Source organism: Bacillus alveayuensis, assembly GCA_030812955.1.
Classification (GTDB): Bacteria; Bacillota; Bacilli; order Bacillales; family Aeribacillaceae; genus Bacillus_CB; species Bacillus_CB alveayuensis.
Map to the genome: position 1 here is coordinate 210,365 of JAUSTR010000002.1, position 15,804 is coordinate 226,168.

Consider the following 15,804-nt stretch of genomic DNA (forward strand, 5'->3'; position numbering starts at 1 on the left):
AATGCTCAGTACCGTACGTGGTCACCTCGCTTCTCATCGGGCTCGTGCCTCTAGACATGAGTTTTTTATTCAGTCTGAAAAAATTCTTTTATAAAGACTTTGTCTATTCTTTTGCATAAATGGTTGGATGAAGTATTTGCGCCAAATACTGGAGACCTTCTAAAAGTCGTGGTGATGGACGGCAAAATAAGGCCTCTTCAAGAAGATAGATTTTTTCATTCTTGACAGCTTGTAAGTTTTCTGCATTTGGTCGCTTTAATAAATGAGAAACGTTCATTTTTTCTTGTTTCACACCAACCCAAACTAAGCATATATAATCAGGGTTTCTTAAAACAACATCCTCCCAAGTTGTTTGGACGCTGGCTAATTCTACATGGCCAAAACAATTTTTCCCACCTGCAAGCTCACATATTTCGGTTAACCAATTTCGTTTACCAGGTGTGAAAATCGGTTTTGGCCACCATTCGAAGTAGACAGTTGGCCTTTTTGTTACTGTAGAAGATAAGTGCTTATATTTTTCTAGCTGCATTAGAAATAGATTGGCTTTTTGCTGCGCTAATTTTTCGATTTTGCAAGCTTTGCCAACTTTTAAAATGTCAGTCGCGATATCTTCTAAGGATTGCGGGTTTAAAACGAGCTGGGGAATTCCTCTTTTTTCCAATTCTTCTACATTACGTTCCATCCCTGGGACGCTAAGAGAGGATAAAACAAGATCAGGTTTTAATTGCTCAAGCTGATCGATATCAATGGATAAATCGGGGCCTAGGCGAGGGAGGTGCCCGATTTTTTTCGGCCAATCTGAGTAATCATCTAAAGCGATGAGCTGATCTTCCAAACCTAACCAAACAGCAATTTCTGTATTACTTGGACAAATGGAAACAATCCTCATTTTGATCACCTACAAAATCATAACGTAATATAAAATGAATGTTAATAAAATGCCTGTTAACCCTCCAAAAAAGACTTCAATTGGCTGATGTCCTAGTAATTCTTTCAGCATTTTCTGCTTTTCTTGTTTTTCGGTTTTCGGCCATACTTTTGCTTCTTCCACAAAACGATTAAAGTCTGCTACAAGCTTATTTAAAACCGTTGCTTGCTCACCTGCGTGTCTGCGTACACCTGTTGCATCAAACATTGTTATGATGGCAAATATAGCTGAAATGGCAAAAATGGAAGAATCAAGTCCATGTTCTAAAGCGACAGCTGTTGATAAAGCGGTGACAGCAGCAGAGTGTGAGCTTGGCATCCCACCAGTGCTCGTTAATAAAGACCAATCGATTTTTTTCGTTGCAATATATTGAATCGGTACTTTAATAAATTGTGCAAAAAAGATGGAAAATAAGGCTGATAGAAGCGGAAAATTAAATAGTATTTCCATGTTGTAATAAAAGCATCCTTTCTCTATTGTCTTATATAGAGTCTAAAAAGTTGAACTTTTAATTCAATCTTAACATAATAAGAGCTGTCTTGGTTGAGATTGTCTCCAATGATCTATATGACTTTTCGTTCATATTTATCATACAAAATAACATCCATTGCATTTATATTAAGAGAGGTATTTGATTTAAAAAAAGGCTGTTTTCGAAATCTTTGTTGCTTTTCGACTGTCCATGAACCGAACAAAGCATAAGGTCGGACAAATTACATATGTCCGACAATCAACTTTTGTTCGGTGCACGTCACGCTTGTAAGTGACATAGCAAGCGTATCGCTTGACAGTCGAAAAGCTATTGTAAAGCAACAATCCTTTTGAAAAGAGCCTAAAAAAATCTTTATGTTTTCCAAACTGGGGGTGCCGTTTTTGTTTCATGTTCAACCGCAGCTTGATTTACAAGGATATATCGAAACACTTGTTGTTGGATTATTTCAAAAAAATCAGCCGTTAACAGGTATAATCAAACAATTAGATGACAAGCTAGATGGACATCTTTTAACCTTAATCAAAACGGGCGATATCTCAACGAAGAAAAAAGAAATAACCAAATTCTTTCCGTTAGGAAAACTGAATATTAAACGCATTTATTTTGTCGGGCTTGGAAAACGAAAGCAATTGGACAACGAATTGCGGAAAGAAATATTTGGCAAGGTTTTTCAAACGATTCAAGAAGCAAAAATACAAAGGCTAGCGATTGCGCTCGATACATTTGTTCAGGAAGAATCAGAATTGTTGGAAGCTGCTTTGTCTTTAGGAGAAGCTTTCCCATTATCAACTTACAAAATAAAGGATTACAAGCATAAATCAAATGGACCGGATAAACAAATAGAGGAAATAACCGTTATTACGGAAAAGAATTTAGAAGGAATTCAAAAAAATTTGTCCATTGGTTTTGTTTATGGGAAAGGAACCAATTCGGCAAGAACATTAGTGAATATGCCGAGTAACTTATTAACAGCTGCAGAATTATCCCGTTACGCTGTCGACTTGGCGCAAAAATATCACTTTGAAATAGAAATTATCGAAAAGGAAACAATGGAAAAGATCGGAATGGGTGGAATATTAGCGGTTAATAAAGGATCTGATGAGCCGCCGAAAATGATTGTTTTAAAATATCAAGGAAAAGAAAATTGGGAGGATGTCATTGCTCTTGTAGGAAAGGGGATTACATATGATTCTGGCGGCTATTCACTTAAACCTCGAGACGGTTTAGTCAATATGAAAACAGATATGGCTGGTGCAGCAGCTGTGTTAGGGGCTATGGAGATTATTGGTGAACAACGTCCTGCCCAAAATGTTGTAGCCGTCATTCCTGCTACCGACAATATGATCAGTGGAAGTTCGATGAAGCCAGACGATGTGATTACATCACTGAGTGGTAAAACGATTGAAATTATAAATACAGACGCTGAAGGGCGATTAGCATTAGCGGATGCGATTACGTATGCAAAGCACCATAAAGCGGATTATATTATCGATGTTGCAACATTAACAGGGGGAATTGTTGTTGCGTTAGGAACTCATACGACAGGGGCCATGACGAATCATGAAGGGATGTTTGCTCAATTTTTAAAAGCTTCGAAGCAATGCGGAGAGCGAATTTGGCAGCTTCCGATTATTGATAAGGATCTAGAAAGAGTAAGAAATAGTAAAATGGCGGATTTAAATAATTCTCCAGGCCGGGAAGGACATGCGATTATGGCAGGGGCCTTTCTAGCTGAATTTGCTGAGAATACACCATGGATTCACTTAGATATAGCTGGTACTGCCACAACATCTAATGGGAGTTCTCTAGGTCCAAAAGGTGCAACAGGTGTTATGACACGAACGTTAGCTTTTTTTGTGGAGAATTTTAAACCGATGAAATAAGAGATGTTAAAAGGCTGTCCGATAAGTGTCTGACCTCACACATTGCTCATTGATTCAATGACGGTTTCAGAGGTATGATGCTTCTTGGGACAGCTTCTTTTTTCGCACAAAGTAGTCTTTTACTTGACAGCAGAGAGTTCAATCGCATTGTCGGGAAAGCTCGTACAAAAACAATTCTCTTTTTTTAAAAAGACGCCGTACGCCTAAGCTTCAATCATCGATCTTCTATTTTTTGAAAATATTTAATATATCGATTAAATGGCATTTTATTGACACAAAAGGCATGCATATGATAAGTTAGCACTGTTGTTTTTAATTCTCTAACATATTAGCAAACTAAAGTATTAATTATTGGAGGTTGCTTCTAGATGAATGCTGTCATCATTGCTGTATTATGTATGCTGGTATTGAGTTTACTACGATTAAATGTCATGTTTGCGCTCGTGATTGGAGCACTAGTAGGCGGATTGGCTGGCGGGCTTGATATAAAAGCTACCATTTCAGCTTTCACAGAAGGTCTTGGTGATAATGCCACTGTTGCTCTAAGCTATGCTGCACTTGGAGCCTATGCAGTTGCCATATCGAAAACCGGTCTCCCTGATGCCATGATTGATTGGACTATACGAATGGTTGGAAGAAACGGAGATTCACAGAAAAAGAAGCTTTCAAAAGCACTTATTTTATTCATTATTTTAATTGTTTCAATTTTTTCCCAAAATGTAATTCCGGTGCATATTGCCTTTATTCCGGTGCTCATTCCTCCGTTATTAAAAGTTTTTAATGAATTGAAGATCGATCGTCGATTAGTGGCAACTGTCATTACGTTCGGTTTAACGGCACCGTATATTTTGCTTCCAGTTGGATTTGGATCAATTTATCATCAAATCATTCAAGACAATATGGAAGCAAGCGGATTACAGATTAGCTTAAGCGATATTCCAACAGCTATGCTAATTCCTGTAGCAGGGATGTTAATTGGATTAATAATAGCTAATTTCTTTAGTTATCGCAAACCAAGAAATTACGTTAATCAAGATCTGAATAGCGAAAACAATCGTCGTTACACGAATAAAGGGATTATCATGGCGATTTTATCGATCGTTGTGTCGTTGTCTATTCAATTATATTTATCTCAAGCTTTAGAAGTAAATGGAATGATTTTAGGAGCTCTTGCCGGTATTCTTGTTATATATGCTAGTGGAGAATTAAGATGGAAGGACGCCGATTATATACTTACAGAAGGTATGAAAATGATGGCCTTTATTGGCTTTGTTATGATTACCGCTTCAGGATTTTCCAATGTTTTAAAAGAAACAGGTGAAGTTGAATCATTAGTTCAAGCTTCTGCACAATGGATCGGCGATAACAAATCATTAGCAGCCTTATTAATGCTTGCTGTCGGTTTATTGATTACAATGGGAATTGGGTCATCATTTTCAACAATTCCTATTATTGCTACGATTTTCGTTCCACTCTGTTTGGAATTAGGGTTTAGTTCGTTGGCGACGATTGCTATCGTGGGAACAGCAGGTGCATTAGGAGACGCTGGATCCCCTGCTTCAGACAGTACATTAGGACCTACCTCTGGACTTAATGCAGATGGGCGCCATAATCATATATGGGATACATGTGTACCTACATTTATTCATTACAACATTCCTTTAATGATATTTGGCTGGATAGCAGCAATTCTTTTATAATGGCTGTTTTCGTATACTTGTTGCTTTTCGACTGTCGATGAACCGAACAAAGCACGTGGCCGGACAAATCACCTTTGTTCGACCATTGATTTCACGCTATAGCGTGAAATCACAAACGTGTTTCTTGTATGACAGTCGAAAAGCTCATCTTTTAGAAAAAATCCTTTATCGTTTACACATTCATTTAAGAATGTTCAAGACGTTTATATTGCTCCAATAACTCCTCATCATCGAGATGATAAATTTTCTCCATAAATTGGGGATAAGCTTCCAATAGCTTTTGTTCATATTGTTCCCGTTCTTTTTCACTTAAAAAATATTTTTTTAACGCAATCATCATTGTTCCTCCTCATCCGAGCTTATTTATTATTGGTTTCGCCAAGCTTTATTGTTTTTAAACGTTATAAAATAGTTTACTATTTTTCTTCAAAATTTGACAATATTATGCTCTGTTATAATGTACGATATGATTGAAACGGGTATTTGTCACAGGATAAAATGAGCAAAAAAGGGGGGGGGAAGAGAATGCTTTGGTTGAAACAGCATAAAGCTATGGCATCTATCGCTGTTTCGGTTTTTATTTGTGTGAGCATCCTTACATATATTTTTTTGGATTTGTTTAGGTCTGAAAATACAAAAGAGTTCAAGTCCGAAAAGACACCTTCTTCTCAGGAAGTAAATGTTCAAGTTGAAATAAGCGAAAATCCTTTTGGTGATAAAGGGGTGGATTTGTCAGAAAAAGATATCCAAAACTATATACACGGCATGTCCCATCAAAAAGTAAAAGCTGATGAAAAATGGATTCATTATTTTATAACAGAGGAACGAATTCAGTTTTTAATCGACGTTGTCAAAAACGGAGACTATAAACATAAAGAATTATACCTTGATATTTTATCAAGATGGAAAAATGGCGACTTTTCACAAGCAGATCAAGATCATAATGAGATTTGGAGGCTGCAAGGAGGTACAGTGGGCAAAGCAACTGGGGTTTTAACAAAGGAGGAGGAGGAAGCTTACTTAGAAAAGTATAAAAAGGTTCTAAAATAAAAATTCAAGCAGGTGATGGATCATGAAACAAACTTTCCTTTGTGAACAGTTTTATTTGTTAAGTATAGATTCTAAAAAGGACCACCGATCTTACCCTTATTTAGAAGGTGGATTGATTTTAGCTGGACTTCTAGATTTGCAACACCTTCAATTAATTAAAATCGATGAGGAAAAAATTTATTTGCAAAGCTATCAAATGCATCCCCATTCCTTTTTAGGAAAACTGCAAAAACATGTCACCCTTGTGCCAAATGGTTATAAATTAAAGGATTACTTTTTAAACATGTTATATGAAAAAAATGAGTTGCGAACACAACTAGAAGAAGAGTTAATGGCAAAAGGAGTATTAGAAAGGAGAAAGAAAAAATTTCTTTCTATTTTTCCATATGTTGACCACGTAATATTGGATGATTCTCAAAGAACAAGCCTTATCGAAGAGATTCGACACCGTGTGCTACATGAAAAAGATACGGAGAAGTATATCGACGAACTTCTTCTTATTCTGTCTGTTTGCAAAATGGAAGAGATAATCTTTTCTATTTCAGAGTTAGCGTATGCCAAAAAAAGAATACAAGAAATCCTCTCATCCATTGACCAATTTCCATCACTACCACTAAAAAATGTTGAATACGTTTCAAATGTATTTGTTTATGTAGATTCAGGATGTCAAGGTGGAGATAGTGGTGGAGGGTGTAATTCCTAATTGAGCAAATATATTGAAAGTGTCATAAATTTGTTGTTCCAATAGTAGGTACAATATTATCTGCTTTATTCCTTCAAAGCGAACATCTTACTTTTAATTTATTTTTCGCAACGATCCTCGTTTCTTCAGGAATAGTTGTTGTGAATCGAACAGGACGCCAAAAAAGAATGAACATGCTCCATAAAAAATATCAACTTTTTCTATAAAATAATGAAAAAAGGTGTTCAATCTCTGTTGAACACCTTTTTAAAAATTAAATGGATGCTAATTCTTTTTCCAAAGCTTTTTCAATGGGAACGTATTCATAGCCAAGGTCACGAGCAACAGCTTCGAAAGTGATTTCTCCGTTTGCGACATTTACGCCAGATTTTATGCCGTTATTTTCTGCAATGGCTTTATAAACACCTTTGTTTGCGATTTGCAGTGCATATGGTACAGTTACGTTTGTTAAAGCGATAGTTGAAGTGCGTGGAACTGCACCTGGCATATTGGCAACGGCATAATGGACTACACCATGTTTTTCATAGGTAGGGTGATCATGTGTCGTAACATGGTCGATAGTTTCTACAATACCGCCTTGGTCGATGGCAACATCAATAATAACCGAACCTGGTTTCATCGCTTTAACCATTTCTTCTGTTACAAGTTTAGGGGCTTTAGCACCAGGAATTAAAACAGCACCGATTAATAAATCGGCTTCAGCAACCGCTTGTGCGATGTTAAATGGATTGGACATTAAGGTTTTAATATCTTTTCCAAAAATATCATCTAATTGGCGTAAACGATCTGCACTTAGGTCAATAATGGTTACGTCTGCACCTAAACCAACAGCGATTTTAGCTGCATTTGTACCAACGACACCACCGCCGATAATGGTCACTTTGCCACGGTTTACACCAGGAACGCCAGAAAGAAGGATTCCTTTACCGCCATTTGTTTTTTGTAGGAATTGTGCTCCAATTTGAGCTGCCATGCGACCAGCAACTTCGCTCATTGGCGTTAATAATGGCAAAGAACGCCCTTCTGTTACCGTTTCATAAGCAATAGCTGTAACACCTTTTTCCTTTAATGCTTTTGCTAATTCTGGTTCAGCAGCAAGATGTAAATAAGTGAATAAAACTAATCCTTCACGAAAGTAGCCATACTCTTCAAGAAGCGGTTCTTTTACTTTCATGACCATGTCTGCTTCCCAAACTTTTTTTACATCTTCTATGATATCAGCACCAGCTTGGGCGTAATCTTCATTAGAGAAACCGCTTCCAATACCAGCATCTTTCTCAATCAATACACGGTGACCTGCATTTACAAAGGAAATAACTCCAGCAGGCGTTAAAGCTACACGGTTTTCATTATTTTTTATTTCACGAGGCACACCAATAATCATGTGACCTTTCCTCCTTATGATTTGAAAGTGATTACATTGAATGTAATTCTAGTATAGTTTCAATTTTGTGATTCTGCTTCGTGAAAAAAAAAGAATGAAAGAAAAGGCATTTGTGATTTTTCACAAATGCCTTTTCCTTATTGTTTAGGAAATTATAAATTTACAACTTGTGGACAACCTTGTTCATAGTTGGTTTTTTGTCTAGCTCCGGGCGTTAGCGGCTAGCAAACTTCCCGTTTCATCTGTACGATAAGTCAACATCGACTCAACGATCGCCTGAGTTTCCTTTATCTCCTACTGAAAGGTCTTAGTTTGTACGCCGCTTTAGCGAACGCCCCGCGCTTTTGTTCATACTTGTTTACAAATCTTTCATTTTATCAATTTTTAAATCCAAATAAATGGTCATTTTTTGATTCGGATTATTCAAATCGATTTCCGCAATTTCCGTCATTCGCTTCAACCGATAGCTAAGTGTATTAACATGAACATTTAGCTTTTTGGCAGCAGCATTGACGTTACTGTCATGATCTAAAAACACTTCTAGCGTTTCAACAAGGTTTGTATGATGCGCTCGATCATACTCCTTTAATTTGTTTAAAGAATAATTGACAAAACCATCTTTTTTGCGCTTTTCGTAAAATATGTCCAAGTATTGATAAATTCCTAATTCTGAATAGGAATCTAATCCTTCTGTTTCCATTGGAAACCGTTCTTTAATCGCAAGAACGGATAACGCTTCTCGATAGCTTTTTTCAACATTTGTTAAATCTGTATAAATGCCTCCAATACTTGTTTTCACCTTTTGGATCATGAAGCGTTCTTTTAACTGTGTGACAATCCACTGTAAAAACATCTTTAAATCTTGTAAAGGCTGCACTCCTTTAGGAGAGATGAACATGATCATCTGATCATAATCGATTGTTGAAAGCAATGGATGGACTTTTTGAGTCGTTTTTAACAAATATTGAAGCTGTCTTTCAATAGAGTCTGTTATTTCAGATTGAAATTTTAGAATTATAACAGAATATACCGAGGGAATAGGCAAGTGCAGCTTTTGAAATCCTTCTTGTATTTCTTCATGTGATGAAATATGTTTAGTGAGAAGCTTCCAGAAAAACTCCTGGTTTCTTTCTTCCATTTTTGTTTTCCGAGCTTGTAAGTTTAATAGTTTATTTTTGACAGCTTGTGCCGCCATTTTTAAAAGTTCTAATTCTTCATCTGAAAGTCTTTTTTGGATTTCTAAAGCCCAAATGAATCCTAAAACCTCATTATTTCTCCAAATGGAGATGGCAACACGGTTTCCAAGTCCAACTTCATCAATTTGTTTCACTCTAATGGGTTGATCTGTTTGCAATAGCTTTTGAATAATACCATCTTTCCATAAATTATTAATGACCTTTTCAGGAACTCTGCGTCCAATAATTGTGGAAATACGTGCCGGATCAGTACAATCGTTATGGGTACTATATGCTAAAAGACGGTGATTTACATCTTCAATTGTGATCGGACATTCGAGAACTTCACTAATTCTTTCCGCAATATCCTCGAGACGTTCAAAACTATATTTAAAAGGATCCTTCATAAACTTCTACCCTTTCAATTGAACTTCTGTTTCTAAAAGATATATTAATAAAACAAATAACCTTTGACAGATGAAATCCTTTAATATTATTATAATTAACATTGTGGAATTTAACAAAAATTATTGTTTTCTTTTTTGAAAATTAACAAATACAAATTTTATTTAAAATTTTATTATATTATTTGAATGAAAGCGTTAACAAACGATAGAAAGAGGTTTTATTTCATGATGGATATTCTCAGTAAAATAAATGGATTTCTTTGGGGAACGCCTAGTTTAATTCTATTATTTGGAACAGGTTTATTTCTAACCATTGCTCTCAAAGGACTACAATTTCGAAAATTAATTTTTGCATTTAAGTTAGGATTTACAAATCAGCAGGAATCTTCTCAAGCTGAAGGAGATGTAAGCAACTTTAAAGCATTAATGACGGCACTCGCAGCAACGATAGGCAATGGCAATATTGCTGGTGTCGCTACAGCGGTCACATTAGGGGGACCTGGAGCTATTTTTTGGATGTGGGTAGTCGGTTTATTAGGAATGGCGACAAAATATGCGGAAGCTCTGCTAGCGATGAAATACCGCGTCAAAAACGATCATGGAGAATATTCTAGTGGACCGATGTACTATGTTGAACGTGGTTTAGGGAAGAAGTTCCGCTTTTTAGCTGTTGCATTTGCTGTTTTCGGTGCATTTGCTGCATTAGGAATTGGAAACAGTGTGCAATCAAATACCATTGCTGATGTGGTTAAAGACAGCTTTGCCATTAATGGATGGATAACTGGAATCGTTTTAGCGGTATTAACTAGTTTCATTGTATTTGGTGGAATTCAGCGCATTAGTACAGTAGCTGGATTTTTTGTTCCGATTATGGCGGTATTATACATAGGTGGCTCCTTACTAATTTTAGCCATTCATTATGATCAAATTATTCCAGCATTTGCAATGATTTTTCATTATGCATTGAATCCTGTTGCTGCAACAGGTGGTTTTGTCGGAATTACAGTTATGGAAGCAGTGAGAAGTGGGGTGTCAAGAGGTATTTTCTCAAACGAGGCAGGATTAGGTACGGCTGCTTTAATTGCAGGAAATGCAAAAGCTGACCATCCTGTTAAACAAGCACTTGTTGCCATGACTGGAACATTTATTGTGACGATTATTGTTTGTACGATGACCGGACTAGTACTGGTCATTACAGGGTTTTGGGATGCATCAGGAGGTCTTATTTCAGGAGCAGCTCATGACCCAAGCTTAGATGGTGGTGCTTTAACATCTGCCGCCTTTGCTTCCGTATTAGGGAAGGCTGGTGAATATATTGTCGCCTTTTCTGTCATATTCTTTGGATTTTCTACGATCGTTGGTTGGTATGTATATGGTGAAAAATGCTTTGAATATCTAGTAGGGACAAAAGGGATCATAGGTTACCGCATTGTTTATATTCTTGCTTGTGGTTTAGGCGCCGTCGTAAATTTATCTCTCGTTTGGGCGTTCGCAGATATGGCGAATGCACTTATGATGATTCCAAACTTAGTTGCGCTGCTTCTATTATGGAGAGTAGTTGTGGATGAAACGAATGACTTTTTTGAAAAACATTATCGTCGAGGAGAGATGAGAAAAGCTAGCTAATGTTCGGGGAGAGGCCTAGATGCTTCTCCTTTTTCTTTCTTAAATCTTTTATTAAAATAGAAAGGAGAAGAAATAAAAAGGAGACTCGAATATGAATTACTATATTATAACTGGTGCTTCGAAGGGATTGGGAGAGGCAATCGTACAGAGCTTATTTCATGAGGAGAATGCGATTATCGCTATTTCAAGAACCGTAAATGAAAAATTGTTAAAAGAAGCGCATGATAATCGGGTTCCGCTATTATTTGAAACGGAAGATTTATCAGTGGTAGAACATTTGATTCCTTTAATGGAAAGGGTTTTTCAACATATTCGCTTAAAGGATGCCCAATCTATTACATTCATTCAAAACGCAGGGGTAATCGAACCTATTAAGCCTGTCGGAAAAATGGATCATACAGAGCTAGTAAGAAGTGTAAATGTCAACCTATTAGCACCGATGATACTTGCTAATCAATTTGTAGAACGTACACGTTCTTTTGCTGGTAAGAAAGTCATCGTACATGTAACGTCAGGTGCTGCTAATCGTACCGTTCATGGCTGGAGCTCATATAGCAGTACGAAAGCAGGATTAGAAAGGTTTACGAAAACATTGGCTTTTGAGCAAAAAAATGAATCATTTCCAGTACAAGCTATCGCCTTCTCACCAGGGATCATGGATACAGACATGCAGCAAACGATTCGTACCTCACAAGTGGAAGATTTTAACGAAGTCAAAACATTCCAAAACTACTATGAAAAAGGGATGCTTCGCTCGCCACAGCTTGTCGCAAGTAAATTATTAACATTATTACAAGGAAATGTTGAAAGCGGGAAAGTATATGATATTAAATCTCTACTTAATTAAAAAGGAAAGAATTTAAAAGTGTTTAAAATATATTCATCTCAAAGTTAGGGTGTTCGTAAACTACTGAATCGGATTTTTCTGGGCAAAATAAGTTTTTCTTTTTCAATCATTCTATTCATTTTCAAATGTACGTAATCATTGCTTTCTTTAAATACATATGATAATCTAAAAGGAAAAACTTAGGAGGGATGGATGTGAAAAAGGTGACGTTAGTGGATATATTCACCCATCCAATTGCCCAAAAGTACTTGAAAAGATCAGGGATGGCTCATGCGATCGAAACGGCATATTATGCATACGATTTAGCGTTAAAAGAACGGGTTTGTCCAGATTTAGCAACAAAAGCTGCATTACTTCACGATATCGGACATTATGAGTGGTTTACAAATGGCAAATGGGATTATGAAAAGTATCGAAAAAATGATATTCATGCCATTAAAGGTGCTGAGCGTGCCCATAAGCTTTTAATACGACTTGGTGAAGACCCAGAGAAGGCGAAGCAAATTGCTTTGGCGATATTGCTGCATACAGATTCGTATTTGCCTGAAGGGAATTTAAATCAAAACCCTTTACAGCGTGTTGTGAAAATGGCAGATGAAATGGATGAAGAGCCTGAAGGACAACACCATTATAAGCAGATTGACCAAGATGTTGCGTTACAAAAGATCAAACAATTAGATCATAAGGTTCAACCATTTCGCAAGCTTTTAAAAAAATCTGTTTAAAATCCACCCCCGAAAAGGATGAGGTGGATTTTCTATTGAATGACTCTGTTTTCAGCACATATGATTTTTTCGAATATGCCAATCTTTTTGCAGCATACTGTACAAAGCGATATCGTGAAATTGATGATGTAACCATTCTTCTTCTCGTAAAACCCCTTCCTTCTGAAAGCCTAGGCGTTCTGGTATTGCTCGACTTTTATTGTTGTTAACACCACAGCGAATTTCTACTCGATTTAAATGTAATTCCTCAAAAATGTAGTGTAAAACTGTCGAGACGCTTTTTGTAACAATCCCTTTTCCCTCGTATTTTTTGGCCAGATAATAGCCAATACTCGTTTTGCGATTTTGCCAGTCTATATAGTGAAGTCCAATCATGCCAACAAGCTTTTCTTTATAACGAATGCCTCCGTGAAAACCGTTGTTTTTTACAAACTGCTCGATCCACATAGGGATAATCGAATGGCAATCCATCGGTGAAACCATATTATCAACCCAGGGCAGCCATCGCCGTAAATGCTTACGGTTTTGATTAATGAGTTCAAACAGCTCATTCGCATGCTGAATTTGTATTAAATGAATATACGTATTTTCATCAACAGATAATCTAAACATGGTATTTCTCCTTTTTGATCATTAATATCATATATTCATAAACAACTGGGATAATTCCTTTAAACCCTAGTACATTTTATATTGGGATTTTTCACAAAATGGAAAAATAAGCATATATATGTAAAACAATAGGCGAAAAAAAGCATTATTCTAGTTTTACCTTCTGTTTTCTTACTGAAATTGAAATGCTTATACGGGAAAATCTTTATAAGGAGTGAATAAGCATGCCAGCATTTGTTGGAGCGATCGAAATCGAACAGATAGGAGATGGTTCAGTTAAATTTGGCGATACATTTTCCATTTCTCCGAAAGCTACCTTAAAAACCGCTTTTGGATCAGGAGCCTTTAATACAGGTGATCGACTGCACATGGTGAATGGGCGAAATTTAGCGAATGAAACAAGCCCTAATCTTTCTGATCAACCTCAATTATTGAACAAATAAGATATTAAACCTGTTTTTTATAGGTTGTTTTCGTATATGTTGCCGCTTGCCTGGACAGTTGAAAAGCTATGATTGTAAAGCAACAATCTTTTAGAAAAGAGCCTTTCTTTAAGAATAAATTTGTTATATTAATAATAGAAAAAGATCATAGGAGTAGAGGTAGTGATAGAAGATGAAAATTCGTAAAGCGAATATTGAAAATGACGGGAAACTTATTACAAATGTTTACTTATATGAAAACAAAAAAGAAGAATATACAATGGTAGCCATCCCCGATATAGAATGGTCAACGGTCATTCCTTATGTAGAAGATCGAACGAAACGGTCAATGCGATTAGCAAAATCATTAGAAAAGCATGTCGAGCCACAAGTAGCAATTCAATTAACAAGCAAGATCATGCAATGGGTTTATGAAATGTAAAAGAGAGCAGGGCGGTAAGCCCTGCTCTAAGACTGTCCGCAAACGCTTGCATTCTTTGGAACTTCGCCCTCTTTAGAAAGTTTAAATTATATAGCATTTTTTTTCTTTTCAACGAGCTCAATAATATCATGGATTTCAACTTCTAAAACTGAGCAAATCTTTGCTAGTTTATCTAGTGGAAGGCGCTTTGTTTTATTATGGCACATTTCCCAAACGAGCGTATGTCGTATATCTGCTTTTCTTGCTAATTCACGTTTCGTCATTCTTCGCTGTTTCAGTAAATGATCAAGTTTAATATGTATTTCAAATTGCTTAGGCATTTCTTCTCCACCCTTTAAATTCCGTTCTTTATGAATTTAGAAAATATTGTAACAATTTTTACTTGATCAATCAACTATAATTTCATTTTTCTATTTTGATATTTATCCCCAGCGCAAAGCGAGAATGATTCGGCAGCAATCAATATTCTTTCGTATTAAATGAATGTGAATTCCATTTGGGTTAAAGTTTGTTTCAATACGGGCCTTTACACCTGTTGATTGAAGGAGTTTTTCTACCTCTTTTTGCTGTGACTTTTGTGCATACATCATGACTTGATAAGCAAAGTCATTACGCTGTAATTGTTGGAGCAATATGTTCGCTTCTTCTAGCAATTTTTGTGTAAGAGATGCGGATTGATGAAAGATTGATGGATTGACTTGCGGATATTGGCGATAACGATAATAAACATCAGGATGTGTTCGGTAATACCAAAATGGGCCAAAAGAATAATATGTGTCATTTTTCATGATTATGTTATTCCCCTCCTGTAAAAATCTTTTATAACACTATATGAAAGAAGAACTTTTTAGACGACACATTTTCTAATGAAAAGGATTTTGAAAAAAAATATTGAATGAATAATGTAAAAAAAACTTAGACGGAATAAATAACACCAACATTAAATTTAGGTTATAATAGACCTGAATTTTATTTAAGTTGGTGATTATTTATGCGTACCAAAAATAGATTAAATCCAATCGAATCAAAATACTTTAGACCCGAGATAACTAATTGTCCAGAATGTGGTAATAAATTAGTATACTGTCACCCTGTTTGGAGAAAAACAATTTCTACCCTAAAAGGTGAATTTAAAATCATAAATCTAGGATACCGATGTGAGAATAACTCCTGTTCTAATGACACCGTATATCGTTCAGCTGAAGCCGAACAATTAAGTATGAAGCACATTACTTATGGAATGGATGTCATCGCATATATCGGATATTTACGGTTTAAAGAACATAAGACTCGATCTGAGATAGCTACTATATTATCGGAAAAAGAAGTGAAAATTTCTGAGAGGCAAGTACAGAAACTTTATGAAAGATATGCGTTATTACTGCGGGCAAGCGTTAAAGAAAATAT

Annotated in this window: 17 protein-coding genes and 1 pseudogene; 10 read left to right on the forward strand and 8 right to left on the reverse strand. The window is 36.1% G+C overall.

Annotated elements, in window-relative coordinates:
- Nucleotides 1–103: 103 nt before the first annotated feature.
- Together J2S06_RS05810 and J2S06_RS05815 are read right to left on the reverse strand one after the other, a co-directional pair.
- On the reverse strand, nucleotides 104–889 hold the full coding sequence (locus J2S06_RS05810; RefSeq protein ID WP_419151622.1) for a cobalamin-binding protein: 786 nt from the start codon (nucleotides 887–889) through the stop codon (nucleotides 104–106).
- A 9-nt stretch (nucleotides 890–898) separates the two neighbouring features.
- Nucleotides 899–1,378: a divergent PAP2 family protein gene (locus tag J2S06_RS05815; protein ID WP_044747073.1), complete on the reverse strand. Its 480-nt coding sequence runs from the start codon at nucleotides 1,376–1,378 to the stop codon at nucleotides 899–901.
- 423 nt (nucleotides 1,379–1,801) lie between these two features.
- On the opposite strand from J2S06_RS05815, the gene J2S06_RS05820 reads away from it, so the two are divergent.
- Together J2S06_RS05820 and J2S06_RS05825 are read left to right on the forward strand one after the other, a co-directional pair.
- Entirely contained in the window at nucleotides 1,802–3,304 is a 1,503-nt protein-coding gene (locus J2S06_RS05820; protein ID WP_419151623.1) for a leucyl aminopeptidase, read from the forward strand.
- A gap of 368 nt (nucleotides 3,305–3,672) precedes the next feature.
- The gene (locus tag J2S06_RS05825) at nucleotides 3,673–5,004 is read left to right on the forward strand and encodes a Na+/H+ antiporter family protein (RefSeq protein WP_419151624.1); all 1,332 of its coding nucleotides are present in this window, start codon (nucleotides 3,673–3,675) and stop codon (nucleotides 5,002–5,004) included.
- A 184-nt stretch (nucleotides 5,005–5,188) separates the two neighbouring features.
- On the opposite strand, the gene J2S06_RS05830 is transcribed toward J2S06_RS05825, so the two are convergent.
- Nucleotides 5,189–5,341 (reverse strand): hypothetical protein, encoded by a 153-nt coding sequence (locus J2S06_RS05830; protein WP_419151625.1) that lies wholly within the window; start codon nucleotides 5,339–5,341, stop codon nucleotides 5,189–5,191.
- A gap of 188 nt (nucleotides 5,342–5,529) precedes the next feature.
- Here J2S06_RS05830 and J2S06_RS05835 point away from each other — a divergent pair, with 188 nt between their 5' ends.
- Nucleotides 5,530–6,054 carry a DUF6241 domain-containing protein gene (locus J2S06_RS05835; RefSeq protein ID WP_419151626.1) on the forward strand — a complete coding sequence of 175 codons (525 nt, stop codon included), beginning with the start codon at nucleotides 5,530–5,532 and terminating at the stop codon, nucleotides 6,052–6,054.
- Between the two features lie 22 nt (nucleotides 6,055–6,076).
- Entirely contained in the window at nucleotides 6,077–6,757 is a 681-nt protein-coding gene (locus tag J2S06_RS05840) for a GOLPH3/VPS74 family protein (RefSeq protein WP_419151627.1), read from the forward strand.
- A gap of 253 nt (nucleotides 6,758–7,010) precedes the next feature.
- Here J2S06_RS05840 and ald read toward each other — a convergent pair whose 3' ends face one another.
- Both ald and J2S06_RS05850 read right to left on the reverse strand, forming a co-directional pair.
- Nucleotides 7,011–8,141: an alanine dehydrogenase gene (gene ald, locus J2S06_RS05845; RefSeq protein ID WP_419151628.1), complete on the reverse strand. Its 1,131-nt coding sequence runs from the start codon at nucleotides 8,139–8,141 to the stop codon at nucleotides 7,011–7,013.
- A 358-nt stretch (nucleotides 8,142–8,499) separates the two neighbouring features.
- Complete coding sequence (locus J2S06_RS05850; protein WP_419151629.1) at nucleotides 8,500–9,723, reverse strand: helix-turn-helix domain-containing protein; 1,224 nt, start codon at nucleotides 9,721–9,723, stop codon at nucleotides 8,500–8,502.
- 225 nt (nucleotides 9,724–9,948) lie between these two features.
- Between J2S06_RS05850 and J2S06_RS05855 the strand changes: the two genes are divergently transcribed.
- The 3 genes from J2S06_RS05855 (at nucleotide 9,949) to J2S06_RS05865 (ending at nucleotide 12,921) form a co-directional block, all read left to right on the forward strand.
- On the forward strand, nucleotides 9,949–11,349 hold the full coding sequence (locus tag J2S06_RS05855) for an alanine/glycine:cation symporter family protein (RefSeq protein WP_459077043.1): 1,401 nt from the start codon (nucleotides 9,949–9,951) through the stop codon (nucleotides 11,347–11,349).
- Between the two features lie 91 nt (nucleotides 11,350–11,440).
- Nucleotides 11,441–12,196, forward strand: coding sequence for a (S)-benzoin forming benzil reductase (locus J2S06_RS05860; RefSeq protein WP_419151630.1), 756 nt, complete (start codon nucleotides 11,441–11,443; stop codon nucleotides 12,194–12,196).
- 194 nt (nucleotides 12,197–12,390) lie between these two features.
- On the forward strand, nucleotides 12,391–12,921 hold the full coding sequence (locus tag J2S06_RS05865; protein ID WP_419151631.1) for an HD domain-containing protein: 531 nt from the start codon (nucleotides 12,391–12,393) through the stop codon (nucleotides 12,919–12,921).
- Nucleotides 12,922–12,972: 51 nt separating this feature from the next.
- On the opposite strand, the gene J2S06_RS05870 is transcribed toward J2S06_RS05865, so the two are convergent.
- Nucleotides 12,973–13,533, reverse strand: a complete 561-nt coding sequence (locus tag J2S06_RS05870) for a GNAT family N-acetyltransferase (protein WP_044893316.1) — start codon at nucleotides 13,531–13,533, stop codon at nucleotides 12,973–12,975.
- Nucleotides 13,534–13,757: 224 nt separating this feature from the next.
- On the opposite strand from J2S06_RS05870, the gene J2S06_RS05875 reads away from it, so the two are divergent.
- Nucleotides 13,758–13,976 carry a spore germination protein gene (locus J2S06_RS05875; protein ID WP_044893315.1) on the forward strand — a complete coding sequence of 73 codons (219 nt, stop codon included), beginning with the start codon at nucleotides 13,758–13,760 and terminating at the stop codon, nucleotides 13,974–13,976.
- A 172-nt stretch (nucleotides 13,977–14,148) separates the two neighbouring features.
- Nucleotides 14,149–14,397 (forward strand): YueH family protein, encoded by a 249-nt coding sequence (locus J2S06_RS05880; protein ID WP_044893314.1) that lies wholly within the window; start codon nucleotides 14,149–14,151, stop codon nucleotides 14,395–14,397.
- Between the two features lie 86 nt (nucleotides 14,398–14,483).
- Here J2S06_RS05880 and J2S06_RS05885 read toward each other — a convergent pair whose 3' ends face one another.
- Nucleotides 14,484–14,717 (reverse strand): helix-turn-helix domain-containing protein, encoded by a 234-nt coding sequence (locus J2S06_RS05885; protein WP_044893313.1) that lies wholly within the window; start codon nucleotides 14,715–14,717, stop codon nucleotides 14,484–14,486.
- A gap of 102 nt (nucleotides 14,718–14,819) precedes the next feature.
- Entirely contained in the window at nucleotides 14,820–15,185 is a 366-nt protein-coding gene (locus J2S06_RS05890) for a hypothetical protein (RefSeq protein ID WP_419151632.1), read from the reverse strand.
- Between the two features lie 203 nt (nucleotides 15,186–15,388).
- On the opposite strand from J2S06_RS05890, the pseudogene J2S06_RS05895 reads away from it, so the two are divergent.
- Nucleotides 15,389–15,804, forward strand: a pseudogene (locus tag J2S06_RS05895) (transposase); the annotation flags it as partial.

What these genes read in the sequence shown, in the direction of transcription:
- J2S06_RS05855 (WP_459077043.1), top strand. Translation starts at nt 9,949, where the DNA reads ATGATGGATATTCTCAGTAAAATAAATGGATTTCTTTGGGGAACGCCT.
- J2S06_RS05835 (WP_419151626.1), top strand. Translation starts at nt 5,530, where the DNA reads ATGCTTTGGTTGAAACAGCATAAAGCTATGGCATCTATCGCTGTTTCG.
- J2S06_RS05840 (WP_419151627.1), top strand. Translation starts at nt 6,077, where the DNA reads ATGAAACAAACTTTCCTTTGTGAACAGTTTTATTTGTTAAGTATAGAT.
- J2S06_RS05850 (WP_419151629.1), bottom strand. Translation starts at nt 9,723, where the DNA reads ATGAAGGATCCTTTTAAATATAGTTTTGAACGTCTCGAGGATATTGCG.
- J2S06_RS05815 (WP_044747073.1), bottom strand. Translation starts at nt 1,378, where the DNA reads ATGGAAATACTATTTAATTTTCCGCTTCTATCAGCCTTATTTTCCATC.
- J2S06_RS05880 (WP_044893314.1), top strand. Translation starts at nt 14,149, where the DNA reads ATGAAAATTCGTAAAGCGAATATTGAAAATGACGGGAAACTTATTACA.
- J2S06_RS05875 (WP_044893315.1), top strand. Translation starts at nt 13,758, where the DNA reads ATGCCAGCATTTGTTGGAGCGATCGAAATCGAACAGATAGGAGATGGT.
- J2S06_RS05870 (WP_044893316.1), bottom strand. Translation starts at nt 13,533, where the DNA reads ATGTTTAGATTATCTGTTGATGAAAATACGTATATTCATTTAATACAA.
- J2S06_RS05885 (WP_044893313.1), bottom strand. Translation starts at nt 14,717, where the DNA reads ATGCCTAAGCAATTTGAAATACATATTAAACTTGATCATTTACTGAAA.
- J2S06_RS05810 (WP_419151622.1), bottom strand. Translation starts at nt 889, where the DNA reads ATGAGGATTGTTTCCATTTGTCCAAGTAATACAGAAATTGCTGTTTGG.
- J2S06_RS05825 (WP_419151624.1), top strand. Translation starts at nt 3,673, where the DNA reads ATGAATGCTGTCATCATTGCTGTATTATGTATGCTGGTATTGAGTTTA.
- J2S06_RS05860 (WP_419151630.1), top strand. Translation starts at nt 11,441, where the DNA reads ATGAATTACTATATTATAACTGGTGCTTCGAAGGGATTGGGAGAGGCA.
- J2S06_RS05890 (WP_419151632.1), bottom strand. Translation starts at nt 15,185, where the DNA reads ATGAAAAATGACACATATTATTCTTTTGGCCCATTTTGGTATTACCGA.
- J2S06_RS05830 (WP_419151625.1), bottom strand. Translation starts at nt 5,341, where the DNA reads ATGATTGCGTTAAAAAAATATTTTTTAAGTGAAAAAGAACGGGAACAA.
- ald (WP_419151628.1), bottom strand. Translation starts at nt 8,141, where the DNA reads ATGATTATTGGTGTGCCTCGTGAAATAAAAAATAATGAAAACCGTGTA.